The sequence below is a fragment of the Nannocystis sp. RBIL2 genome (genome assembly GCF_026626745.1).
Taxonomy (GTDB): Bacteria; Myxococcota_A; Polyangia; order Nannocystales; family Nannocystaceae; genus Nannocystis.
In genome coordinates, this window is record NZ_JAPNJW010000001.1 from 1,639,488 (window position 1) to 1,662,173 (window position 22,686).

Consider the following 22,686-nt stretch of genomic DNA (forward strand, 5'->3'; position numbering starts at 1 on the left):
TTCGAGCCTCACTTGAGCAGCTTCGGCGGCTTGACCGTCTTGGTGTCCGACAGCGTCTTGAGGTACGCGACGATCGCCGCCTCCTCCGCGAGGCTCAGATCGAGGTCGCCGATCAGGAAGCCGATGGCGAGCGTGCCCTGCTCCTCCGGCGCGGGCCAGCAGTTGGCCGCCCGCGCCTCCGCCTCGGTCCAGTCCTGCTTGCTCGGGTCGCAGCGCGTGACCCCGAACTTGGTCGCGGTCGCTCCGCCGCTGCTCACGTCCGCGGTGTTGTAGAAGTGGACGAGGCCCTCGAGGCTCTTGAACCACCCGTTGTGGGTGTAGGCCTTGACGAAGCTCTTGGACGGGCGCTTGTCCACGTTGCGCAAGGACGGGGTCTTGTGAAGCCCGAGCTGGTTCGGGAGCGTCGAGCGAGCGCCCAGGCCCGGGCTGCCGAGCGGGCCGGGGATCTTGGCGTTCCGCGGCACGCCGATGTTGTGAAACGCGGCGTCGGTGTAGAGCTCGCCGGGATCCAGCCCGGCCTTGTCGGGATCCTCGATCACGAACACCGGGGTATTGCTGTGACAGAGCGCGCAGTTGGCCTTGCCGTAGAACAGCTCGTGGCCGAGGTTCTCCTGGGCCGTCAAGCCCTGGAGCGGGAACGCCACGTCCTCGCCTTCCAGCTCGATCTCCGCGGCCAGCGCGATGTCCCGCTTCGAGCTGAACGAATTGACCTCGCTCGAGGATTGCCAGGCCGCGAGCGCCACCCCGATCCGCTTGAAGCTGAGCATGAAGCCGGCGTTGCTGCAGTCGATCTTCTCGCCCCAGGCCAGCTTGTACAGCAGCGAGTACGGGGCCTTCGCCACGTGGTTGCAGACCTGCTTCTCGCTGATGTTCTGCTCGACCGGGTTCGGGAACGGCTGCAGCGCCTGGTCGGCCACCGGCCCCAGGAACTGCGCGAAGAGGCCCTCCAGGGCGGGGCTGCTCTTGAAGACCTCGAGGCCGGCGTGCGCCGTCGCCCCCGCGACCAGCGGCACGACGTTGCCCTCGGCGCGGCCGTCCCAGAACACGCCGCCGCAGGGCAAGAGGAAGGGCGGACACTGCAGCTGCAGCGGTATGTTGCGCGCGTAGGCGTTGCTGGGCGGCTTGATCGAGCCCACCGCGCCCGCGGCCGCGCCCGGGGCCGCCACCTGCGACTTGTTGATCGCGTCGACGCCGAACGTCCAGCCGGCGGCCGGGTCATGACAGCTGACGCAACCTTGCTTGTTCTTGGGGCTGGATATCTTGTCGAAGAAGACGAACTTGCCCAGCTGCTGCAGGCTCTTCTCCTGCAGCTTGAACGAGCGGCCGGGCGGCACCTCGTCGTCGAACAGCCATTCGAGGGGCACCTCCTCCGGCTCGTCGTCGGCGGCGAAGTCCTCGACAGCGTCGGCGACGTCGTCCAGGACGACCTCCGGCTCGCCGTCCGCCTCGACGCTCTCGCACTGCATGAACCCTGCGAGCGGGCCCGCCAATAGCGCCCCGCTCATGAGGATGTTAATAGGAGTTGTCATCCTGAGATCTACCTCCGTGCAACACCGATCGATCGACCGCTGGCCTCCCGACGATGCGGGTATTCCCTGACCCAGGCAAGCAGCAGGCGTGCTCACTGTCACCCGGACATCCGTCTCCGGACGCCACGCCCGCAGACCACTGCGATCGCTGGCCCTGTGCGCCGGCACCGTCGTGAATCGTGCCAATCGCATTCGTAAGGGTCACCACTCGCACCACGCCGACGATCCCGGGCTCGCTGGCCGATGACTGCGTCACAAGCTCGGCGCTTTCATGGCACCGTCCCCGACGCGCCGCACCCGATCGGATGTGTTGACATGAGCGTGACGCCTACATGTGGCCGAATGATCGAAGTATCCCAGGTCTCGACTATCCATATTCGTCAGTGCGGGGACGCGGGCGTGCAGAGGACACAAAGCCGGACGGGTCGTGATGCTGCAGTCCACGGTGGTGTGCCTGGCTGCAGACGTCCGCTCCGGCGTAGCGCCAACTGCCGAGGCGAGCCCCAGCGACGATCAGGACCGACGAGGCGCGCGGGTCCGGGCGTGGGCCTCCGTCAGCGCAGTCGCATGCACGAGCGTGCCCGGGAGGAGAATGACGGCGCTGGTTCGGGACGGGCGCGGCGCGACGCGTCAGCGCCGAGACCCGGCGCTCAGAGGAGGTCGCGGAGCTCGAGCAGCGACGGCCCGGGCCGCGCCAGCCGGACGCAGCCGAGCCCGCCCGCTCCCCGGCGACGACCGCGAGAAGTGGCCTGCTGAGCTGCTCACGACCGCCGTCTCTTGCGGCGCCGCATCGCGCCAGGGCACCGGAGCGCGAGCGACCCAGCCTCCGGCTGCGTTTGCTTCATGTCCGGCGACCCACGCAAATCTGAGAAATCTCCTGGCTCAGGAGGCGCCGAGTCCGCATCCGGCGAACGCGGAGTGACCGGGGGTTTTCACGGGGTTCCAACCTCTCGCACACGAGGCCTTGTGACTCATTCCTCGATTCGCGGGGCGGCCGCCGAAACATGGTTTACGCGCCGCATTGGCGAGCACGCCGCCGGCGGGCTGGACAGCCCCCGGCCGAGGCGCAGCCCCGGTCAATTCTTCGCTCACGGCTCGATTCAGGCGGATATGCGGGCGAATGGCTCGCTCGCGGCTCCACGAGCCTGCTGTGGTCGGGCGCATGGCGGCGCCTTTGCTCGTACCACGGTCCCCCTCAGACTTGCCCTCGACGACGCACCTGCCATGGAGCACACGTCAACGCGCTGAAGAGAGCTGAAGGCACCATGCTATTCAATCAAACCAGTATCCTCCTGACCGCGCTCACCCTGGGCTTGGCTATCCCCTGGACCGAGCCCACGTGCGATTGCAATCCGCACCCCGACGACGACCCGTGCCAGTACGACTCCGACTGCTACGGCGACCAGGTCTGCATCGACTACGAATGCGTCGACCCCCCGCCGCCACCCGAGTGCAAGTACGACTCCGACTGCTACGGCGACCAGGTGTGCGTCGACTACGAATGCGTCGATCCCCCACCCGAGTGCACGTACGACTCCGACTGCTACGACGGCCAGATCTGCGTCGACTACGAATGCGTCGACCCGCCGCCCGAGTGCACGTACGACTCCGACTGCTACGACGGCCAGATCTGCGTCGACTACGAATGCGTCGACCCGCCGCCCGAGTGCACGTACGACTCCGACTGCTACGACGGCCAGATCTGCGTCGACTACGAATGCGTCGATCCGCCGCCCGAGTGCACGTACGACTCCGACTGCTACGACGGCCAGATCTGCGTCGACTACGAATGCGTCGATCCGCCGCCCGAGTGCACGTACGACTCCGACTGCTACGACGGCCAGATCTGCGTCGACTACGAATGCGTCGATCCGCCGCCCGAGTGCAAGTACGACTCCGACTGCTACGACGGCCAGATCTGCGTCGACTACGTCTGCGTCGATCCCCCGACCTCGTGCAAGTACGACTCCGACTGCTACGGCGACCAGGTCTGCGTCGACTATGTCTGCGTCGACCCGCCGACCTCGTGCAAGTACGACTCCCAATGCTACGGCGACCAGATCTGCGTCGACTACGTCTGCGTCGACCCCCCGCCCTCGTGCACGTACGACTCCGACTGCCCGGATTACTACATCTGCGTCGATTACGTCTGCCAGGAGAAGGTGTGCGGAGGCGACGCTCGCTTCTACGACCCGCACTGCTACTGACGATCGGCCGGCGGCTTCCCTCACGGTTCGGCGCCCCGACTCGGCGGCGCCGGCCCGGGGGCGGGCCACGGTGACATGCGAGCTCGGCCGCGATCCTTCGCGCCATGGTCGGCGGAGCTGATCGGCCGCCGCTGGACCGACACCGACGACGGCGACAGCAGCGACAGCGCGCGCGCCGTCGTCATCGACCCACCGGGCGGACCATCGTCGGCGGCGTCCCGAACCTCGACTGCCTCGACGTGTCGCGGATTGCCCTCGCCCCCGACGGCGCCTTCGGGCTCGACGACCCGGCTGTCCGTCGCAGTCGACGCCGAGAACCTCGATGACCTCGACCACGCCCGCACAGTCGTCTCGGCCGCCATCGACGATCCCGCCGGCACCTGAAACGCCGTCGCAGCGCTCGGCGACCTCGTGCTCGCCGGCTCGCTCGAACGGCGCCTCGCGGTGCGGCGTGGACGCTCTTCCGCGACGGCCACCCGAAGCATGATTACGCCGACACAGTCGCCGCCGGGGAGGACGAGTCCCTGGTCGTCGGCTGCGCCCATATTTTGATACAGGTGCTGACCGGCGCCTTCGACGGGCCGCTACCGCGGCGACGGGGCGACGAGGTTTACGGCGTCGCGTTCGGCGACGGCTTCGTCGCCTCGCCGGCGACGGTCCGGCGGATCGAGGCCGACTCACCGTCTCGCGCCGATCTCCGCCCCGACGCGCTGACGCGCCGATCGTAATGAGGCGATCGCTGCCCGGTCGGCCACCCGGAGCCGCGTCGTCCCGCCGGGACGGGCCGCGATCCCGACCGGCGATCTCGTCCGACCGCGATCCGACGCCGCGTCGTCCCCCGTCGGTAATGACAACGCTCCGACGGGTACGACGCCGAAGTGACGACTCCCGCGGCACCGATCGCAATTCCTTTTTATTAAGTGGCCTGCCTCGCCGGCCTGTCCGCGCCGAGTCGTCCTGGTGCAGCGTCGATTCGCGTCCTGCCGCGCACAATCGCGCGACTTTCGCCGCTCGCCGCCAGGATCTGCTGGCCCGAACTCACATGGCTCGAAGTTCAGGTGATGATCTATTGGCGTCGACCGTCGGCGAATATCCGCGGGCGAATGCATCGCGACCGGCCGGGGCCTAGTGTCCCGCGGCCGTAGCGATCGTGCCGGTACCCACGCTCGCGCCGCGCCTGGCGGCCACGGCGTGGGTCGCCGTTATCCAACCGATCGATCGGAGTAGCAAACAGATGGAGAACACGAAGTATCTCGAGGTTCGTCGCGCCTATGCGTGCACGCTGGCGACGGCCCTGCACCTTTTGGCCACCGGCTGTGACGGTGGCGTCGAAGTCTCGATCCATATCACCAACCCCGCGCCCGACGTCCCCTGCGGCGACGGTCAGCTCGATCCCGGCGAGGAATGCGACGACGGGCCCGAGAACGGCAACGACGCCGCCTGCAAGCTCGACTGCACCCTCGCCGTCTGCGGCGACGGCCACGTCGGCCCGGGCGAGGCCTGCGACGACGGCAACGACGTCGACGACGACGAATGCAGCAATACTTGCGCGCCGGGTCCGGTCTGCGGCGACGGCGTCGTCGACCCCGGCGAGGCCTGCGACGACGGCAACGACGTCGACCACGACGCGTGCAGCAACGCCTGCGGCCTCCCGGCCTGCGGCGACGGCATCGTCCAGATCGGCGAGGCCTGCGACGACGGCAACGGCGACGACACCGATCTATGCACCGCCCTCTGCGTCCCCGCCAGCTGCGGCGACGACCACCTGCAGCCCGCCGCCGGCGAGCAGTGCGACGACGGGGCCGGCAACGGCGCGAACGCGGCCTGTCGCGCCAATTGCAAGCTCAACGTCTGCGGCGACGGCGACATCGGTCCCGGCGAGGCCTGCGACAACGGCCCGAGCAACGCGGACAACGCCGCTTGCAAGCTCGACTGCGCCCTCGCAGTGTGCGGTGACGGCCACCTCGGCCCGATGGAGGGCTGCGACGACGGCAACGCCGTCGACCTCGACGCGTGCAGCAACGCCTGCGTCGTCCCGCTGTGCGGCGACGGCGTCGTCCAGGCCAGCGAGGCCTGCGACGACGGCGACGCCGACAACACCGACGACTGCACCGACGCCTGCACCCTCGCGGCCTGCGGCGACGGCTTCGTCCAGGCCGGCGAGGCCTGCGACGACGGCCCGGACAACAGCGACGGCGGCGCCTGCACCCTCGCCTGCACCCTCGCCACCTGCGGCGACGGCCACGTCCACGATCAGGGCGGCGGCGACGAGCAGTGCGACGAGGGCCTCGCCAACGGCCCCGGTCACGCCTGCCTCGCCGATTGCACCCTCAACGTCTGCGGCGACGGCGACCTCGGCCCCGGCGAGGCCTGCGACGACGGCAACCTCGCCGGCGGCGACGGCTGCGGCCCGACCTGCGCCCACGAGGCGTGCGGCAACGAGATCGTCGACGTCGGCGAGCAGTGCGACGACGGCCAGGACGGCGACCCCGACGACGGCTGCACCGACGCGTGCATGCTCCCGAGCTGCGGCGACGGCTTCGTCCAGCCCAGCAAGGACGAGCAGTGCGACGACGGGGCCGGCAACAGCGACGGCGGCGACTGCACCAGCCAGTGCAAGCTGGCGACCTGCGGCGACGGCCTGGTCCAGCTCGCGGTCGAGCAGTGCGACGACGGGGCCGGCAACGCCAACACCCACGCCTGCAAGCTCGATTGCACCCTGGGCTACTGCGGCGACGGCTACGTCGGCCCCGGCGAGGCCTGCGACGACGCCGACGCGCTCGACGACGACACCTGCAGCAACACCTGCAAGCTGCCGACCTGCGGCGACGGCCTCAAGCAGGGCGTCGAGGGCTGCGACCTCGGGCCGCTCAACGACAACAACGGCGAATGCACCCTCGGCTGCACTGCGGCCAAGTGCGGCGACGGCTTCTTGCGCGCCGGCGTCGAGGCCTGCGACGACGGCAACAGCAACCACAACGACGCCTGCCTGAACACGTGCCAGATCGCGGTGTGTGGCGACGGCGCGGTGCGGACCGGCGTCGAGACCTGCGACGACGGCAACACCCTCGGCGGCGACGGCTGCAACGCTGTCTGCTCCCGGCCCAAGCGCGTGTTCGTCACCAGCACCACGTATTCGGGCTTCATGGGCGGGCTCGCCGGCGCCCGGTCCTACTGCCAGACGCGGGCCGCCGCGGCCGGCCTGGGCGGCACCTGGGACGCCTGGATCAGCACCAACGTCAGCAACCCGGCGATCCGGTTCATCCGGTCGACGACGCATTACGCCCGCATCGACGGCCCGGAGATCGCCCAGAGCTGGGCGGACCTGATCGACGGCACCCTCGATGCGCCGATCGACGTCGACGAGTTCGGCACGCCCGTGCCCGCCGGCGGCGTGTGGACCGGCACCGCCGCGCACGGCGGCGCCCTCGGCGAGACGTGCGTGAACTGGACCAGCTCGCTGTCCACGAACAAGGCCTACGACGGCCGCAGCGACGCCGCCGACTCTCACTGGACCGCGCGCTCGCTCTTCCTCGCCGCCTCCTGCCAGACCTTCCAGCGCCTGTACTGCTTCGAGCAATGAGCCCGGGCCGCCCCCTCGACATCCTTCTGGAGATTTTTTCGTCATGTCCATCCACATTCGACCCATTCATTCCTTGCAGGCGGGCCTGCTCGCGGCCGGCCTGCAGCTCGTGATCCCGGCCTGCGACGGCGCCCTCGACGTCGCGGTCGACATCAACGTCGGCACCGCCGGCGGCGCCTGCGGCGACGGCGAGCTCCAACCCGGCGAGCAATGCGACCACGGCCCGGCCAACGGCCCCGGTCAGGCGTGCCACGCCGACTGTCAGCTCGACATCTGCGGCGACGGCGACCTCGGTCCCGGCGAGCAGTGCGACGACGGCGACGACAACGGCCCCGACGCCCCCTGCACCCCCCAATGCAAGCCGAGCGCCTGCGGCGACGGCTTCGCCGGTCCCGGCGAAGCGTGCGACGACGGCAATCCGCTCGACACCGATCTATGCACCTCCGCCTGCGTCCCCGCGGCCTGCGGCGACGGCCACCACCAGCCCGCCGCCGGCGAGCAGTGCGACCACGGCCCCGCCAACGGCCCGAACGCCGCCTGCCGCACCAACTGCACCACCAACGTCTGCGGCGACGGCGACATCGGCCCCGGTGAGGCGTGCGACAACGGCCCGAGCAACGGCAACAACGCCGCCTGCAAGTCGAACTGCGCCTTGAACGTGTGCGGCGACGGCCACGTCGGCCCGATGGAGGGCTGCGACGACGGCAACGCGGTCGACCTCGACGCCTGCAGCGACGCCTGCGTCGCGGCCACCTGCGGCGACGGCGTGGTCCAGGCCACCGAGGCCTGCGACGACGGCAATCCGATCGACACCGACGCCTGCACCACCGCCTGCACCGCCGCGGCCTGCGGCGACGGCCACGTGCAGCCCGGCGAGGCCTGCGACGACGGGCCGGGCAACAGCGACGGCGGCGGCTGCACCCTCGCGTGCGCGCTCGCTACCTGCGGCGACAGCCTATTGCACGATCAAGGCGGCGGCGCCGAGCAATGCGACGAGGGCCCGGCCAACGGCCCCGGTCACGCCTGCCTCGCCGATTGCAAGCACAACGTCTGCGGCGACGGCGACCTCGGCCCCGGCGAGGCCTGCGACGACGGCGACCTCGTCGGCGGCGACGGCTGCACCGCGACGTGTACCCTCGAGGCGTGCGGCAACGGCATCGTCGATCCCGGCGAGCCGTGCGACGACGGGGCCGACGGCGACCAGGACGACGGTTGCACCGACGAATGCACCGTGCCCGCCTGCGGCGACGGCCACGTGCAGGCCAGCCTGGGCGAGCAGTGCGACGCCGGCGCGGGCAACAGCGATGGCGGCGCCTGCACCCTGAGCTGCGCGCTCGCGGTGTGCGGCGACGGCCACGTGTGGCTCGCCGAGGAGCAGTGCGATCACGGCGCCAACAACGGCGAGGACACGCCGTGCAAGCTCGACTGCACCGGGGCCCTCTGCGGCGACGGCGTCGTCGGCCCCGGCGAGGCCTGCGACGACGGCGACGAGGACGACGACGACGCGTGCACCAGCGCGTGCAAGGTCATGACCTGCGGCGACGGCGTCGTGCAGGTCGGCGAGCAGTGCGACGAAGGCCCGGCCAACGACAACGCCGGCGCCTGCACCCTCACCTGCCTGATCGCCAGCTGCGGCGACGGCCTCGTCCAGGCCGGCGAGACCTGCGACGACGGCGACCACGACGACCACGACGCCTGCACCAACGACTGCCAGACAGCCACCTGCGGCGACGGCGCGCTGTGGACCGGCCACGAGCAGTGCGACGACGGCAACAACGTCACCGGCGACGGTTGCAGCGACGACTGCACCCTGCCCAAGCGCGTGTTCGTCACCGCCATCGGCTACACCGGCAACCTGGGCGGGATCGCCGGCGGCAAGGCCAAGTGCCAGGCTCGCGCCGACCTGGCCGGCCTCGGCGGCGTCTGGGACGCCTATCTCGTGATCCTGGGGAGCACGCCCGAGGCGCGCTTCACCCACTCGACGACCGGCTACCAGCGCATCGACGGCGCGATCGTGGCCGACGACTGGGACGACCTCGTCGACGGGTTCATCGACGCGCCGATCAGCGTCAACGAGTTCGGCGGCCAGGTCGGCACCGACTGGGTGTGGACCGGCGCCGGACCGGTGCTGAACAACGGGTTCGAGTCGGCCTGCAACAACTGGCTCGTCGGCAACGAGTCCGCCAAGGGGTGGGTCGGTCGGACCCAGGCCGTCGACGACGAATGGAGCATCCGCTCCGTGCTCTCGTGCGGCGATCTGCGCCGTCTGTACTGCTTCGAACAATGACCCGTCCGCGCGACCTCACGAATCACTGGAGACTTTGACATGAAGAACCACACCATCCTCCGTACTCTCGGCATTCGCGCGGCCCGGATCACCGGCGCCCTGCTGCTCGCGGCCGCCGGCTGCGACGCCGACGTCGCCGTCGACCTCGACGTCGACCCGCCGAACCTCGGCAGCGGCGGCAGCCTGGGCGTCTGCGGCGACGGCCAGCTCGGCCTCGGCGAGCAGTGCGACCACGGTCCGAACAACGGCCCCGGCCAGCTCTGCCGCAGCAACTGTCAGCTCAACGTGTGCGGCGACCTCGAGCTCGGCCCGGGCGAGGAGTGCGACCAGGGCTCTGCCAACGGCGACCACAAGCCCTGCACCTCGCAGTGCCTGCACGCAGTCTGCGGCGACGGCCTGGTCGGTCCGGGCGAGGCCTGCGACGACGGCAACGACGTCGACGGCGACGCCTGCACCAACGCCTGCGTCCTCGCCTCGTGCGGCGACGGCATCGCCCAGCCGCCCGAGACCTGCGACGACGCCAACACCGTCGACGACGACGCCTGCCGCAACACCTGCGCGGCGGCCAGCTGCGGCGACGGCGTGCTGCAGACCGTGGTCGGCGAGCAGTGCGACCACGGCCCCGCCAACGGCCCCGCCGCCGCCTGCCGCGCCAACTGCCTGCTCAACGTCTGCGGCGACGGCGACCTCGGCCCCGGCGAGCAGTGCGACAGCGGCGCGAACAACGGCGACCACGCCGCATGCAAGCTCGACTGCACGATCAACGTGTGCGGCGACGGCCACGCCGGGCCGATGGAGGGCTGCGACGACGGCAACCCGGTGAACGACGACGACTGCACCGACGCGTGCACCGTCCCGACCTGCGGCGACGGCATCGTCCAGGCCACCGAGGCGTGCGACGACGGCAATCCGATCGACACCGACGCCTGCACCACCGCGTGCACCGACGCGGCCTGCGGCGACGGCTTCCTGCAAGCCGGCGAGGCCTGCGACGCCGGCGCGAGCAACAGCGACGGCGGCGACTGCACTCTGGGCTGCGCGATCGCGGTGTGCGGCGACGGCCTCGTCCACGACCAGGGCAGCGGCGACGAGGCGTGCGACAACGGCCCGAACAACGGACCGAACAAGGGCTGCCTCGCCAGCTGCCAGCTCAACGTGTGCGGCGACGGCCACCTCGGCCCCGCCGAGGGCTGCGACGACGACAACCTGATGGCGGGCGACGGCTGCAGCCCGGTGTGCACGCTCGAGACGTGCGGCAGCGGGGTCGTCGATCCCGGCGAGCAGTGCGACGACGGCGTCGATCACGACCAGGACGACGGCTGCACCGATCTGTGCCGCGCCCCCGTGTGCGGCGACGGCTTCATCCAGCCGAGCCTCGGCGAGCAGTGCGACCACAACGACCTCAACAGCAACAGCGGCGCCTGCACTCTGAGCTGCCAGCAGAACGTGTGCGGCGACGGCCTCCTGTGGCTCGGCGTCGAGCAGTGCGACGGCGGCGCGGAGAACGGCGAGGACAAGTCTTGCAAGCTCGACTGCACCGGCGCCTTCTGCGGTGACGGGGCCGTCGGTCCGGGCGAGGCTTGCGACGACGCCAACCTCGTCAACACCGACGGCTGCACCAACGTGTGCAAGCTGCCGAAGTGCGGCGACGGCTTCCTCCAGGGCAGCGAGCAGTGCGACGCGGGCGCCGGCAACAACAACACCGGCAGTTGCACCCTCTCGTGCAAGTTCCCGGCCTGCGGCGACGGCCACGTGCAGCTCGGCGAAGGCTGCGACGACGGCAACCTCGTGCAGACCGACAGCTGCCCGAACCATTGCCAGCTGCCCGTCTGCGGCGACGGCTACGCGTGGGCCGGCCACGAGCCGTGCGACGACGGCAACGCCGTCCAGGGCGACGGCTGCTTCGAATGCCAGGCTGCCAAGCGGGCGTTCGTCACCAGCACCACGTACGACGGCAACCTCGGCGGCCTCGCAGGCGCCGCGGCCAAGTGCCAGACGCGGGCCGACGCGGCCGGCCTCGGCGGCACCTGGGACGTGTGGCTCAGCACCGACGCCAGTTCGCCCTCGACGCGCTTCGTGCCGCCCCTGCCCGGCTATCGACGGATCGACAACATCCTGCTGGCCAACACGCTCGCCGACCTGACCGACGGGACGATCGATGTCGCCCTCAGCGTGACCGAACTCGGCACCACGCCCAGCGCGTCGGACGTGTGGACCGGCTCCGGCCCGAACGGCCAGGCCACCACCGCCACCTGCACCAACTGGACGACCAATAGCTCGGCGGTCACCGGCGAGTACGGACGCAGCAACGGGTCCAATGCCGTCTGGAGCGACAACGGCAACCCTGCGACCTGCAACGGGCTGCGCCGCCTGTATTGCTTCGAACAGTGAGAGGAAGTCGAGATTCCACTCGAGATTCCGAGCACTGACGAGTGCTCGGAATTGCGTCTCCCCGACGCCGCAGCGACGCTCGAGGTAGTCGCTCGCGGTCCGAAGATCCTTGTGGCGGAGGTGGCTGGCGACGACCACCACACCGCCCTCGGCGAGGTGAGGCCGGTTATTACGCCGAGTCGCGTCGGGACCCTGGCCAATCCCTCCCAGAACACCCCATTGGGCGAGGAACGCGGAGGCGATGATTCGGGGCTATTCCGTGAGTAGCCGAGGCGATTTCCGGTCGACCCCCTGACCGCGCCTAACAGCTGCGGGTGAACAAGCAGAGGGGCAACGTCATGCCCTTCCGCCGGGGCGCGTTTCGTTCGGGTGCAGTGAAGGGCCGGCCGATGTCGGGAGGTGGGCTCATGCGCGGCGAAGCGGGCGGCACGTTCGTGCGTGGCGGCGGCTCCGGTAGCACGGGAACGGCAGGCGCGGTAGGGCTCGACGGGGGTGGGAGCAGCGGCGTGTCGATGTCGGGGACCGCCTCGAAGTCTGCGATCTCCTGCGCCGGTCTGGAAGCGTCATAAGGACGGAAGCGGGACTCGCCGGTGCGGCCGCGATTGAGGCGAGCGAGCTCGGCCCGGGTGTAGGCCTGTTGCGAGCCTCGCGGGGCGCTCTGGCGGACGAACGCCTCGATCTTGGCGCGGGCCGCGTCGGCGAACGCGTGGCGCAGGACGTCGCGCTCGCTGCGGGCGGGCGTCGAAGGGTCCTCGCAATCGGCCCAGCGTTCGAAGATCTGCCGCTTGCGCTCGGCCAGCGCCAGCGTCTCGTCGTGCCAGAGCTCGACGAGGTGTGGTCCCAACTCGGCGAGCTCTCGCTGCAAGCTCTCCCGGTACGCCCGATTGGCCAGGTGAGCGCGCAGGCGCTCGGTCGCGGCCAGGAAGTGCCGCTTCGCGCTCTTGTGCCGGTCCTCGCGCGGGCCGTCGGCGAGGCCGCCGAAGTGGGCGATGAAGCCCGCCGCGACCGGCAACCGCCCCTGGGGGAAGAACAGTGCCTCGCGGATGCCCATCCAGATCGGCGGGTGGCGCTCTGGTTCGGGCTCGCGGAAGCGGCGGCGAAACATGTCGAGGCCGAAGAGATTGAGCCCGGCGTACCCGCCGTGATCGCGAAACTCGAACGCGCCGTCGGGATGGATGATCGCGGTGAAGCCGTCGCCGCGGTGGCGCAGACGACCGCCGCCGTCCGGCTCGAGGGCGACGTCGGAGAGCGCGGCGCGGATGTTCTTGGGCGGCGTCCCAGGCGCAGCCGGCGGGGCGGGAGCGGCCGAAACTTCAGGCGCGATGGTCAGACCCAGCGCGACCACCCCGACGACGCAGACGAGACCCGATGAGAGGCGCAGGCACATCGACGGTGTCCGACGATGCCAGTAATACCGCATCGACGGCGATGTTTGTAGAGCGACGAAGTGTCGAGGTAGGTAAAGACCAGACCGAGGTACGAGCGGCCGACGCGCGCCCCGGCTTGATTTCCTGCACGCATTCGGCGTACTCCTCCCGCCCGCCGGCGACCGCGACAGGGGCGGCCCGGCGCTCCGCGAGGAACACGATGTCCACAGCGAAGGCAGCCACCGACACAGCGCTCGAGAAGAAGGTCCTCAAGAAGGCAAAGGCCGCCGAGACCAGCGCGGACGCGATCTTCACCATCCTGACGAAGAACGAGGGCACGAAGGCGCCGGCCGAGGCCGCACGCTTCCTCCACGGCCTGTTCGCCAACGGGAAGCTGGGGCCCGAGCACCCTGACGCCATGCTCGCGCTGTCGATGCCGTTCGAGGGCGGGACGGCGCCGCCCGACCTCCTCGCGCCGGAGATGGTGGTCGGGCTGCTCCAGCGCGCGCAGCATTACAGCCGTGGGCTCGATGCGCTCTGCCTGCTGGCTTATCAGCAGGATCCGGCGCGCCTCCGCGACTCCCGCGCCTCGCTCTCCGAGGTCGGCCGGCTCATCCTCGACGCCGCCCGTGCGCGCGTCGGAGAGGCTATCGAGCCCGAGCTCGCGCGGGGACTGATCGATCACTTCATCGAGAAGATCGGGGCCCACCTGCCGACGCCCGAAGGTCGGATCCGCAGCGTCGGCGCCGAGGACCTGCTCAAGGCCGTCGGCGGCATCGCGCCGGCCGAGGTGTGGGACGCCGCGCACGCGGAGCACTTCGCCAAGCCGAGGTCGCTCGGGCTGCGGCCGGACGTGCTGCGGCGATTCGACGAGCCCACGCTCGTGCGGGTCCTGCTGGCCGTCCAGCGGCTCAACGACTCGACGCTCCTGCCCGCATTCCTCGACCTCACGCCGCGCGCCGAGCCGCTGTGGGCCGCGCTCGACGCCGTCACGGACGAGGTGCGCGCGGCTTCCGTCAGCACGGCCATCCACTTCACGCAGTCCGTGCTCGCGTGCCACGCCGCACTGGCGTCGCGGCGCGAAGGCGCAGAGGTCCCCGCGTCGTTCGAGCGCCTCGTCGAACGCCTCGTACACGGCTATCCCATGAACGTGGCAGGGCTCGACCGTCTCGCCGCATTCTGCCTGGAGGCGTTCCGCGCGCTGGGACCCGCGCGCGCCGGTGCGTTCGTGGAGCTCGCGTTCGCGCGTGACGAGGCGCGAAAGCAGCGCGAGCTGTTCCCCGCCAACCTCGTCGAGGCGACCCTCGGCGCGCTCGCGTCGGGGAACGCGGAGCTCGTGGCGACCGTCCGGCAGCGTCTCCCTTCACCGGAGGCGCTCCCGCCCTCGATCGGCGCCCTGCTCCAGGCCGCCGGCTGAGCCACGAGCCCTCGGCGCGGCCCAGCGCCGAATGTACAGATCAGCCGAGCGCTCGAGAAGTTCGAAGCGGGCATTCGACCGCGCGGCTGGGTACGGGAGGGCCGAGGGAGCTGAGGCGGCCGGGGGCTTTTGGTCGTAGTAGACACGTACGACCAACCTTGAGGATTCCCGATGCTTCGCCCCTCACATTCACTCACGATCGCGCTCGCCCTCGTCGCCTGCACCGACCCCGCCGCGAGCGACACCAAAACCACCAGCGAGTCGTCCTCGGGCTCCAGCGCGACCGGCACCTCGTCCGAGGGCAGCTCGACACCCACCGACGTCGGCACGGGGCCCGGCTCCACGACCGGCGACATCACCTCCGGGAGCACCTCGCAGGCCGAGACCAGCGGGAGCACCTCGCAGGCTGAGACCAGCGAGACCACCTCGACGACCTCGACGGGAGAGGTGACGACCGAGGACCCGACCGAGACCGGCGGCGAGGATCCCTTCAAGGTCGGCATCGCCCTGAAGCAGCTGTGCAGGAACGATGCGACCTCCATGTGCGGCGTGACGCCGGACGACGAGCTGGTCTGCTGGGGACTTGTCGATTCTCCGTTCTTCAAGGTCCCGCCTGGCAAGGTGAAGTCCGTCAGCCCGCAGTGCTTCTACGCGGTGCTCGAAAGCGGCGAGCTGCACCGCATCCGGGACTTCCCGTCGGAGCCCCTGGACCTGCCCGGGGGGCCCTTCGTGCTCGCCGGGGGCGAATATCCCTACGGCTGCGCGATGGCGGCGAACGACGAGGTGACGTGCTGGGTGGCCGAGGGGTACACGGCGATCGAGACGCCGCCGCCGGGTCCGTACGTGGCCCTCGAAGACGCCCGCGAGGGGAACTGCCAGATGTGCGGGCTCCGGGGCGACGGCTCGCTCGTGTGCTGGAGGAGGCCGGTCAAGGGCGACTGGGGGGCGAGCTGCGGCGGCGGCGTCTGGAACGGAGCCGCCGAGGGGACGTACACGAAGTTCATCGGCAGCACCTTCCAGTCGGTCAGGCTGATGAACGACAAGGGCCAACTCGTCTGGTTCGAGCCCGGCTCCGAGGGAAGCCTCTATGTCGCGCCGCTGTTCGCGTCGGGGGGCTTCGCGGAGGCCGACGCCCTCGTGGGTCTGCGGCAGAGCGGCGAGCTCCTGTACTTCGAGAACGGCATGGGCGACGGCGTCCCCATCCTCCCCGGCGCTTACACGACCTTCCGCGGCGATCACAACGGCGGCTGCGCGATCCGGCAGTCGGACTCGCGCGTCGTCTGCTGGGGCGAGGGGGAGTACGGACAGTTCGACCCGCCGAAAGAGTGAACCTTCGGGCTGCGCGCCGCGACCCGGAGAACCGCGACGAGTAACCGCGCCTGGCGTGTCTTCCGGGCGCCGAAAGCGGCACGCTGGTCGGGCTGGCGCGGCCGCTCGGGCTCAGGCCTCCACTCGGCGGCCTGTCGTCGTGCACACCCTCTTCGACCTCCGCTTGCAGATCGTCGTGGGCCGACATCCGCTGAACGTCGTGGAGTTCGGGTCGGCGATGCACCATGCCGAGGGCTCGCAGTCGTACGAGGCGGGGACGCCATAGAGTCCCATGCACTTGTCCGTCTTGGCGACACATGTCGGCTCGTCCTGGATGTCATGACATCCCTCAGGATCGGGATCGAGCGCCTCGCTGTCCGGCTCGAACTCCAGCTCGCACAGGTCCACCCCGGTGCTCGTCTCCATCCCTGTGCTCGGCTCCGCGAGGGTCGAGGTACTCGAGCCGTCCGTTGGTCGCACGTCGACGCTCGTGCCGCAACCGCACAGGACCAGGAGCGCTCCACACAATACAGTCGTCAGGGGTTTCATGTTCTCCTCCTTGCTCACTGCTGAGCGCACACGTAGCAGGTCTGTCGAACATTGAGACCACGCAGGGCCCAGGTCGCTTCATGAGAAATTTTCCGTGTCGAACATGGATTCGAATTCGATCCGCGGACCAGCGGCTCTTTGGCAGCCAACTCGTGCCGTGGTCTTCGCTCTCTTGCATGCGCAGTTCGATGACCTCGTATTCTCGCCTCGCCCGCGCGGGGCTGCGCGAGGCGGTGAATCACGTGCCGCGGGCCCGCAGCGCCTCGGCGAGGCCCGGCACGTGCTCCGCGCCGACTCTGACCTCGATGCTCGCACCATCTTTGAAATCGTCGCCGATCGGCTGATAGGAGCCGCCGAGGCAGCGGGCGAGGAACGCCTCGGTGACCGCGTTGAACGAGATCTCGTTGGCGGGCCGCTGGAAGCCGTGACCCTCGTCGGGGTACAGCACGTAGGTCACCGGCAGGCCCTTGGACTGCATCGCCTGGACGATCTGGTCCGACTCGGCCTGCTTGACCCGCGGGTCGTTCGCGCCCTGGCCGATCAGCAGCGGGCGCGCGATCTTGTCGACCCGGTGCAGCGGTGAACGCTCGTGCAGCAGCGCGCGCCCCTCCTCCGTGCCGACGTCGCCGACGCGTGCGGCGAACCGCGCCGCCTTGGCGGCCCAGTACGGCGGCACGCTGCGCAGCAGCGTCTCGAGGTTCGAGGGGCCGACGACGTCGACCCCGCAGGCGAACACGTCCGGCGTGAAGGTCAGGCCGACCAGCGTCGCGTAGCCGCCGTAGCTCGCGCCCATGATCGCGACGCGGGCGGGATCGCTGATCTTCTTGTCGTTGGCCCAGGCGACTGCGTCGAGCAGGTCGTCGTGCATCTTGCCGGCCCACTCGTGGTCGCCGGCGTTCAGGTGGCGCTTGGTGAAGCCGTTCGAGGCGCGGAAGTTGACGCTCAGCACCGCGTAGCCGCGGCTGGCGAGCCATTGATGGTTCGGGTCGAAGCCCCATTCGTCGCGGGACCACGGGCCGCCGTGGACCAGCAGGACCAGCGGGACGGGCGCGCTCGGCGTGCCGTCGCCGTCGGGATCGGCGGCCGCCGGCAAGGTGTAGAAGCTGACCAGCTCGAGCCCGTCGCGCGCGGGGATGACGACCGGGTGCATCTTGCGGAGGGTGAGCGCGGCGAGCTCGGCGTCGGCGACGAACAGCAGGTCGGCCCGGCGCGTCGTGCGGTCGTAGCGGTAGTAGCGATTGGGGCCGGTGTCGAGGCGGTAGGCGACGATCCACTGGCGGCCGTCGAGGGTCTGGCTGGTGATCGTGAAGTCGCCGTCGCTGACCTCGCGCAGCGCCACGAAGTCGGCCTCGACCGCCGGGTCGAGCGCCTGCCAGCGCTGACGCGTGTGCGTGAAGGTGACTGCGAGCGGGCGATGGCTCCGGGGGTCGGTGAGGACGAAGTCGACCCCGGTCTTCGCGTCCTCCGCGAGCACCTGTTGCTTGCCGGTGCGGACGTCGCGGGCGACCAGCGCCTCGGTCTCGCGGTCGCGGCTGTCGAGCAGGTACAGCGTCTGGCCGGTCGCGTCGACGCCGATCGGGTCGGTCGTCATCCCGTCCTCGAGGCCGATCGCGAACACCCGCTGCCAGTCCTTGCCCTTCGGCGCGAGCAGCTCGCTGGTGCCGTCGGCGAGCTCGCGCATGGCGAAGCGGAGCTTGTATTGATCGTCGGCGATGTAGCGGGCGATCCGCTGCTCGTTGCGGTGGACCAGGGTACGCGCGCCGGTCCGCACGTCGACGCGGTAGAGGTCGTGCCAGGCCGGATCGCGGTCGTTCATGCCGACCAGGATCTCGCGCGGCCGACGGGGGCTGACCTGGACGATCTGCGCGCGCACGCCGGCGTGCGGGCTGAGGTCCTGCGACTCGCCGGTCGCCGGGTCGACCGCGTACAGGTGCCAGTTCTCGTCGCCGCCCCGGTCCTGCAGGTAGAGGACGCGCTGGCCGTCGGCGCTCCACTCGGCCTGGTAGATGCCGCGGAGGCGGTCCTGGGTGATCGGCTTGGCCGCGTCGGGCTGGTCGGCGGGGCCGACCCACACGTTGAGCACGCCGTCGACCGGCGCGAGGTGCAGGAGCCGCGCGCCGTCGGGGCTCAGCTGCGGGGCCTCGCGGTCGGGGTTGCCGAACAGCACCGCGCGGGGGATGAGCGTCGGGTCGGCCCGGCCGGACGGGGTCGCGGCGGTGGGCGCGGCGGGCGGCGCTTCTGCGGGCCCGTCCGCGGTGGAGCCGGAGCGCGCCGCACAGGCGAAGGCGGTCAGGGCGAACGAGGTGAGCAGGAGTCGGGTGCGTGCGGCCATCGGTGAAGGAGCCGGCGCGCCGGCGAGGCCTCTTTGGACCCAGGGCGAGCGGGGTTCGGTTTCAAGCCGGCCCTCGCGCGCCACCCGGGTCTTCGGTCCCGCCCACCGCGGCGCGCGGCGAGTCCGTTCGCCGCGTCCTGCACCAGAAGACCGGCAGCCGCTCACGTCCCGCTGAACAGCTGCGCGAGCGGCGGCATCGCCGAGCACTCTTCGATGTCGAAGATCTGATTGTCGTCGTCGATCGGGCTGTCGGTGTCGGTGTTCTCGGGCAGCCCGTGGACGTGAATGCAGCGGGTCGCCTGATTGAGGCTGGTGATGTTCATGAAGCCGACCGTCGTCGCCGACACCGTCGTGATGTGCGGGCCGCTGCGACTGGTCCGCCCCGGCGGGTCCTCCCAGCGGTTGAGGCTGACGCGGGTCGACCACCCCGCCACCACGGTGTCGTGCAGCAGCAGCCCGTCGTCGGGCGCGAGGCTGGTGAAGAACTGGTTGTCGAGCACCGCGACGTCGCCGTACGACAGGATCCGCGTGGCGCTGAACACGTCGAGGCCGGCGCGAGCGACCGGGCTGAAGCGGATCTGGTTGTTGGTGAACAGCACCCGCCCGTCGTGCAGGGCCGAGTCAGGCAAGATCGGCCTGGGCAGCGCAGTCCGCGGGAACGTGCCCATGAACGCGGGGAACGAGGTCAGTCGGGTGAGCTCGTGCGATTGACCGATGTTGTGGATCTCCACGCAATGGCCCGCGAACCTGCGCTCCTCGGGCGCCAGGCCGACGAGCCCCTCGCTGACGAGCACGTTGCCCTCGACGAACATCGGGCCGACGCCATAGATCTGCAGCGCCCGGCCTGCCGGCTGCGCGACCACGTTGCCGCGGACGCGCGCCGCCGGCAGCCCGCTCTCGGCCTCGACCTCGAACGAACTCGGGCGGTCGCCCGGGGTGATGCGCCGACCGACCTGCTGCAGCGCGATGCCGGCGCGGTGCCCGGATTGACCGCCGTCGTCGGCGACCCGCGGCCCGTTGCCGCGAATGTCGTTGTTCTCGATCACCAGGTTCTCGCCGTGCAGCACGTAGATCCCGCAGACCGGGTAGCGGTGGTCGGCGCCGTTGTGCAAGATCCGGTTGTCGTGGATCCGCAGCCGGTCAACGTCCGCGAGGACGATCCCGCCGAATGCCACCACCGCCCGCAGCCCCTCGTTCGGCGGCTGCTCGCTCGGGTGCGTATAATTGTGCTCGATGACGTTGTCGGCGATGACCAGCGAGCTCACCTCGATCTGCGGCGCCGCCAGCCCGTTCTCCTCCGGGAAGAAGCCGAGCACCGAGATCCCCGAGCTGCCCATCTTGTGGATCCGGTTGTTGCAGATCCGCACGTCGAAAGGTCCGGGGTCGGCGAGGAGCCGCTCCGACGCTTGATCGCCGGCGTCGAAATCGGACAGCCCCCCGCCGACGCCCGGGCAATCTCCGCCCGGATCCACGGCGCTGGAATTATCGGGCGGAGTCGTGGGCGGCGTGCTCGGCGGACCGCCCGCGGCGGGTACTCGCCGGACGCTGCCGAGAGTGATGCCATAACCGAGGCCTTCGCGGATCTCGCAGCGCTCGACCAGCACGTCGTGGCAATACCCCGCGATGTGCAGGCCGCCCCAGGCCCGGCTGATGGCCGCGACCCCGGGCGGCGTGGCGATCAGGCAGTCGCGCACCACGACCTGGGCCGACGCGACGAGCAGCACGTTGGCGGCGGCGCTGAGGTCACCGATCATCGTCAGCTCGCAGCCGAGGATCTTGAGGTCGACCGCACCGATCGCGCCGACCGTGCAGAGCGGGAACGCGGCGATGTCGTCGGTGATCGCCAGGTCGTCGACCGTCGGCCGATCCTGCGTGGCGTCGCGCGAGGTCGTGACGACGAGGTTCTCGAGCGTGATCCGGGTCGACGGCACCGGCGTCGAGCTGCCGGCCACCACCCCGCCGACGACCCCGATCCCGAACTGGCCGACGGCCTCGACCGCGAAGTTCCGCAGCTTGATGCTGTCGCCCCGCTCGAGCGTGAAGATCGCCTTCGACTGGGTGTCGCCGGGCGGCGATCGCAAGACCGTGCGCGGGCCGCAGCCCTCCACCACGATGTTGCTGCGGCCGACGACGTGGACGCGCTCCTCGTAGACGCCCGGCAGGACGCAGACCTTGCCGGGCTCGTTCGGCGGCAAGGCCAGGATCGCCTGCTGGATGCTCGTGTAATCGCCGTGGCTGGTCGCGCCGTCGCCGACGGTGACGCTGCAGCAGCCCGACAGGCGCGTCAACGGCCGGAAGGTGCGACGGCACGACTCCGCCGCGACCTGCAGCGCTTCATCGACGAGCGTCCAGTGGACGATCGCCAGCGGACAATAGAAGCGCCGCGGGCCGCTCGGGGCGGCGCCCGGCAACTTCAGCGCCCACGGGACGACCTCTTCGGGGGTGTTCGGGCGGGCGGCGATGATCCAGTAGTCGCCGACGACGCCGACCTGATTGAACGCCACCTTGATCCCGGTGCCGGGCAGCGGCTCCGCCGGAGCGTTCGGCACGAACACGGTGCCGTACGTATCGACGCCCACCCCCGGCTTCGGGCCGCCCGGGTTCCACACGCGCAAGTAAAGGTACTGGTCGGCGAGGGGGATCGGACCGAACCAGGTGAGCATGCGCGACAGCAGGGTCGGGTCCTCGATGCTCGCCTTGAGCGTCTTGGTGCGCGGGTTGTACGAGGTCGTGACCCGCGCGAGCACGCCGCCGCCGATCTCGGCGTCGATGCGGTGATCGGCGACGCGCTCGCCGTTGGCGATCTGGGCGCCCCACGGCAAGATCTCGAGCACCTGATCCTTCAGCGGGAACTGCTCCTGCTGCCAGGGCGCCGTCAAGAACTCCACCGTGACCTCGCTGCCGGTGACGCTCGCGCGGACCCGGAAGAGCGGCGCGGCGTTGTCGTAGCTCCACAGGTACATGTTCGGCGCGAACAGCTGGATCCGGATCGCCTGGTTCTCGTGGCCCCTGTAGCCGTCTCCGGACGGGCTGCAGAGGTCGTCCGGCGTCGGGACGGGCGCGAAGCTCACCGTGAGGCGCGCGCCGGACTTGAGCTCGCCGCTGGCCCAATCGTACGAGTGGCCGGCCCCGGTGAACTTACCGACGAAGCCCTCGAAGGCCGCGGCGCAAGTGCCGGCGGTGCCCGTCGCCACCACCACGCGGTCCATCCGCCGCATGCGCTGGCTGGTGTCCAGGCCGCCCAGCGCCGCCTCGAGCAGTTCGCCGTCCTCGGTCGCGCTGACCGGCTGCTCCCAGCCGACGAGATAGACCAGGTCATGCCGCGCCCCGAGCGGCTTGCTCGGCAGAGACACCCCGATGCGGTTCGACTGCAGCCAGTTGCTCTGTTTGAGGAACTTCTGCGTCGTCGTGCTCCCGGACGGGCTCGTGATCTCGTGGCGCATCCCGCCGAGGTAGTAGGTCCCCGAGCCGATCGTGAAGTCGTAGGGATCCTTCGAGACGTTCCCGATCGAATAGCCGAGGTTGGGCGAGCCGTGGCGCCCGACGACGTCGACCACGACGAGCCGCTGGGACTCGTCGTCGAGGATCTCGCCCTCGTTGAAATCGGAGTCGAGGATCACCCGCCCCTTCTGCAGGCGGGCGCCGCCGTAGTGCTTCTCCGGCTGATAGAGATGACGAGAGATGTCTTGCGTGGCCATGGAAACCTCGGTAATCGG

11 protein-coding genes are annotated in these 22,686 nt (G+C 70.2%); 7 read left to right on the plus strand and 4 right to left on the minus strand.

Going from position 1 to position 22,686, the window contains the following annotated elements:
• Positions 1-8 precede the first annotated feature (8 nt).
• Positions 9-1,529: a cytochrome c peroxidase gene (locus OV090_RS06485; RefSeq protein WP_267702619.1), complete on the minus strand. Its 1,521-nt coding sequence runs from the start codon at positions 1,527-1,529 to the stop codon at positions 9-11.
• A 1,265-nt stretch (positions 1,530-2,794) separates the two neighbouring features.
• Here OV090_RS06485 and OV090_RS06490 point away from each other — a divergent pair.
• The 5 genes from OV090_RS06490 (at position 2,795) to OV090_RS06510 (ending at position 11,997) form a co-directional block, all read left to right on the plus strand.
• Positions 2,795-3,736, plus strand: a complete 942-nt coding sequence (locus OV090_RS06490; RefSeq protein ID WP_267702620.1) for a hypothetical protein — start codon at positions 2,795-2,797, stop codon at positions 3,734-3,736.
• A gap of 75 nt (positions 3,737-3,811) precedes the next feature.
• Complete coding sequence (locus OV090_RS06495; RefSeq protein WP_267702621.1) at positions 3,812-4,120, plus strand: hypothetical protein; 309 nt, start codon at positions 3,812-3,814, stop codon at positions 4,118-4,120.
• Between the two features lie 850 nt (positions 4,121-4,970).
• Positions 4,971-7,319, plus strand: coding sequence for a DUF4215 domain-containing protein (locus tag OV090_RS06500; RefSeq protein ID WP_267702622.1), 2,349 nt, complete (start codon positions 4,971-4,973; stop codon positions 7,317-7,319).
• A gap of 43 nt (positions 7,320-7,362) precedes the next feature.
• The gene (locus tag OV090_RS06505; RefSeq protein WP_267702623.1) at positions 7,363-9,606 is read left to right on the plus strand and encodes a hypothetical protein; all 2,244 of its coding nucleotides are present in this window, start codon (positions 7,363-7,365) and stop codon (positions 9,604-9,606) included.
• 39 nt (positions 9,607-9,645) lie between these two features.
• Positions 9,646-11,997: a DUF4215 domain-containing protein gene (locus OV090_RS06510; protein ID WP_267702624.1), complete on the plus strand. Its 2,352-nt coding sequence runs from the start codon at positions 9,646-9,648 to the stop codon at positions 11,995-11,997.
• A gap of 301 nt (positions 11,998-12,298) precedes the next feature.
• On the opposite strand, the gene OV090_RS06515 is transcribed toward OV090_RS06510, so the two are convergent.
• Positions 12,299-13,384 (minus strand): hypothetical protein, encoded by a 1,086-nt coding sequence (locus OV090_RS06515; RefSeq protein ID WP_267702625.1) that lies wholly within the window; start codon positions 13,382-13,384, stop codon positions 12,299-12,301.
• A 5-nt stretch (positions 13,385-13,389) separates the two neighbouring features.
• On the opposite strand from OV090_RS06515, the gene OV090_RS06520 reads away from it, so the two are divergent.
• Both OV090_RS06520 and OV090_RS06525 read left to right on the plus strand, forming a co-directional pair.
• Positions 13,390-14,781: a hypothetical protein gene (locus tag OV090_RS06520; RefSeq protein WP_267702626.1), complete on the plus strand. Its 1,392-nt coding sequence runs from the start codon at positions 13,390-13,392 to the stop codon at positions 14,779-14,781.
• Positions 14,782-14,952: 171 nt separating this feature from the next.
• Complete coding sequence (locus OV090_RS06525) at positions 14,953-16,110, plus strand: hypothetical protein (protein ID WP_267702627.1); 1,158 nt, start codon at positions 14,953-14,955, stop codon at positions 16,108-16,110.
• 766 nt (positions 16,111-16,876) lie between these two features.
• Here OV090_RS06525 and OV090_RS06530 read toward each other — a convergent pair.
• Both OV090_RS06530 and OV090_RS06535 read right to left on the minus strand, forming a co-directional pair.
• Positions 16,877-18,970 (minus strand): S9 family peptidase, encoded by a 2,094-nt coding sequence (locus tag OV090_RS06530; RefSeq protein WP_267702628.1) that lies wholly within the window; start codon positions 18,968-18,970, stop codon positions 16,877-16,879.
• A gap of 161 nt (positions 18,971-19,131) precedes the next feature.
• Positions 19,132-22,668, minus strand: coding sequence for a right-handed parallel beta-helix repeat-containing protein (locus OV090_RS06535; protein WP_267702629.1), 3,537 nt, complete (start codon positions 22,666-22,668; stop codon positions 19,132-19,134).
• Between the last annotated feature and the right edge of the window lie 18 nt (positions 22,669-22,686).

Coding starts and splice junctions, on each gene's coding strand:
- OV090_RS06485 (WP_267702619.1), bottom strand. CDS start 1,529: ATGACAACTCCTATTAACATCCTCATGAGCGGGGCGCTATTGGCGGGC.
- OV090_RS06490 (WP_267702620.1), top strand. CDS start 2,795: ATGCTATTCAATCAAACCAGTATCCTCCTGACCGCGCTCACCCTGGGC.
- OV090_RS06495 (WP_267702621.1), top strand. CDS start 3,812: ATGCGAGCTCGGCCGCGATCCTTCGCGCCATGGTCGGCGGAGCTGATC.
- OV090_RS06500 (WP_267702622.1), top strand. CDS start 4,971: ATGGAGAACACGAAGTATCTCGAGGTTCGTCGCGCCTATGCGTGCACG.
- OV090_RS06505 (WP_267702623.1), top strand. CDS start 7,363: ATGTCCATCCACATTCGACCCATTCATTCCTTGCAGGCGGGCCTGCTC.
- OV090_RS06510 (WP_267702624.1), top strand. CDS start 9,646: ATGAAGAACCACACCATCCTCCGTACTCTCGGCATTCGCGCGGCCCGG.
- OV090_RS06515 (WP_267702625.1), bottom strand. CDS start 13,384: ATGTGCCTGCGCCTCTCATCGGGTCTCGTCTGCGTCGTCGGGGTGGTC.
- OV090_RS06525 (WP_267702627.1), top strand. CDS start 14,953: ATGCTTCGCCCCTCACATTCACTCACGATCGCGCTCGCCCTCGTCGCC.
- OV090_RS06530 (WP_267702628.1), bottom strand. CDS start 18,970: ATGGCCGCACGCACCCGACTCCTGCTCACCTCGTTCGCCCTGACCGCC.
- OV090_RS06535 (WP_267702629.1), bottom strand. CDS start 22,668: ATGGCCACGCAAGACATCTCTCGTCATCTCTATCAGCCGGAGAAGCAC.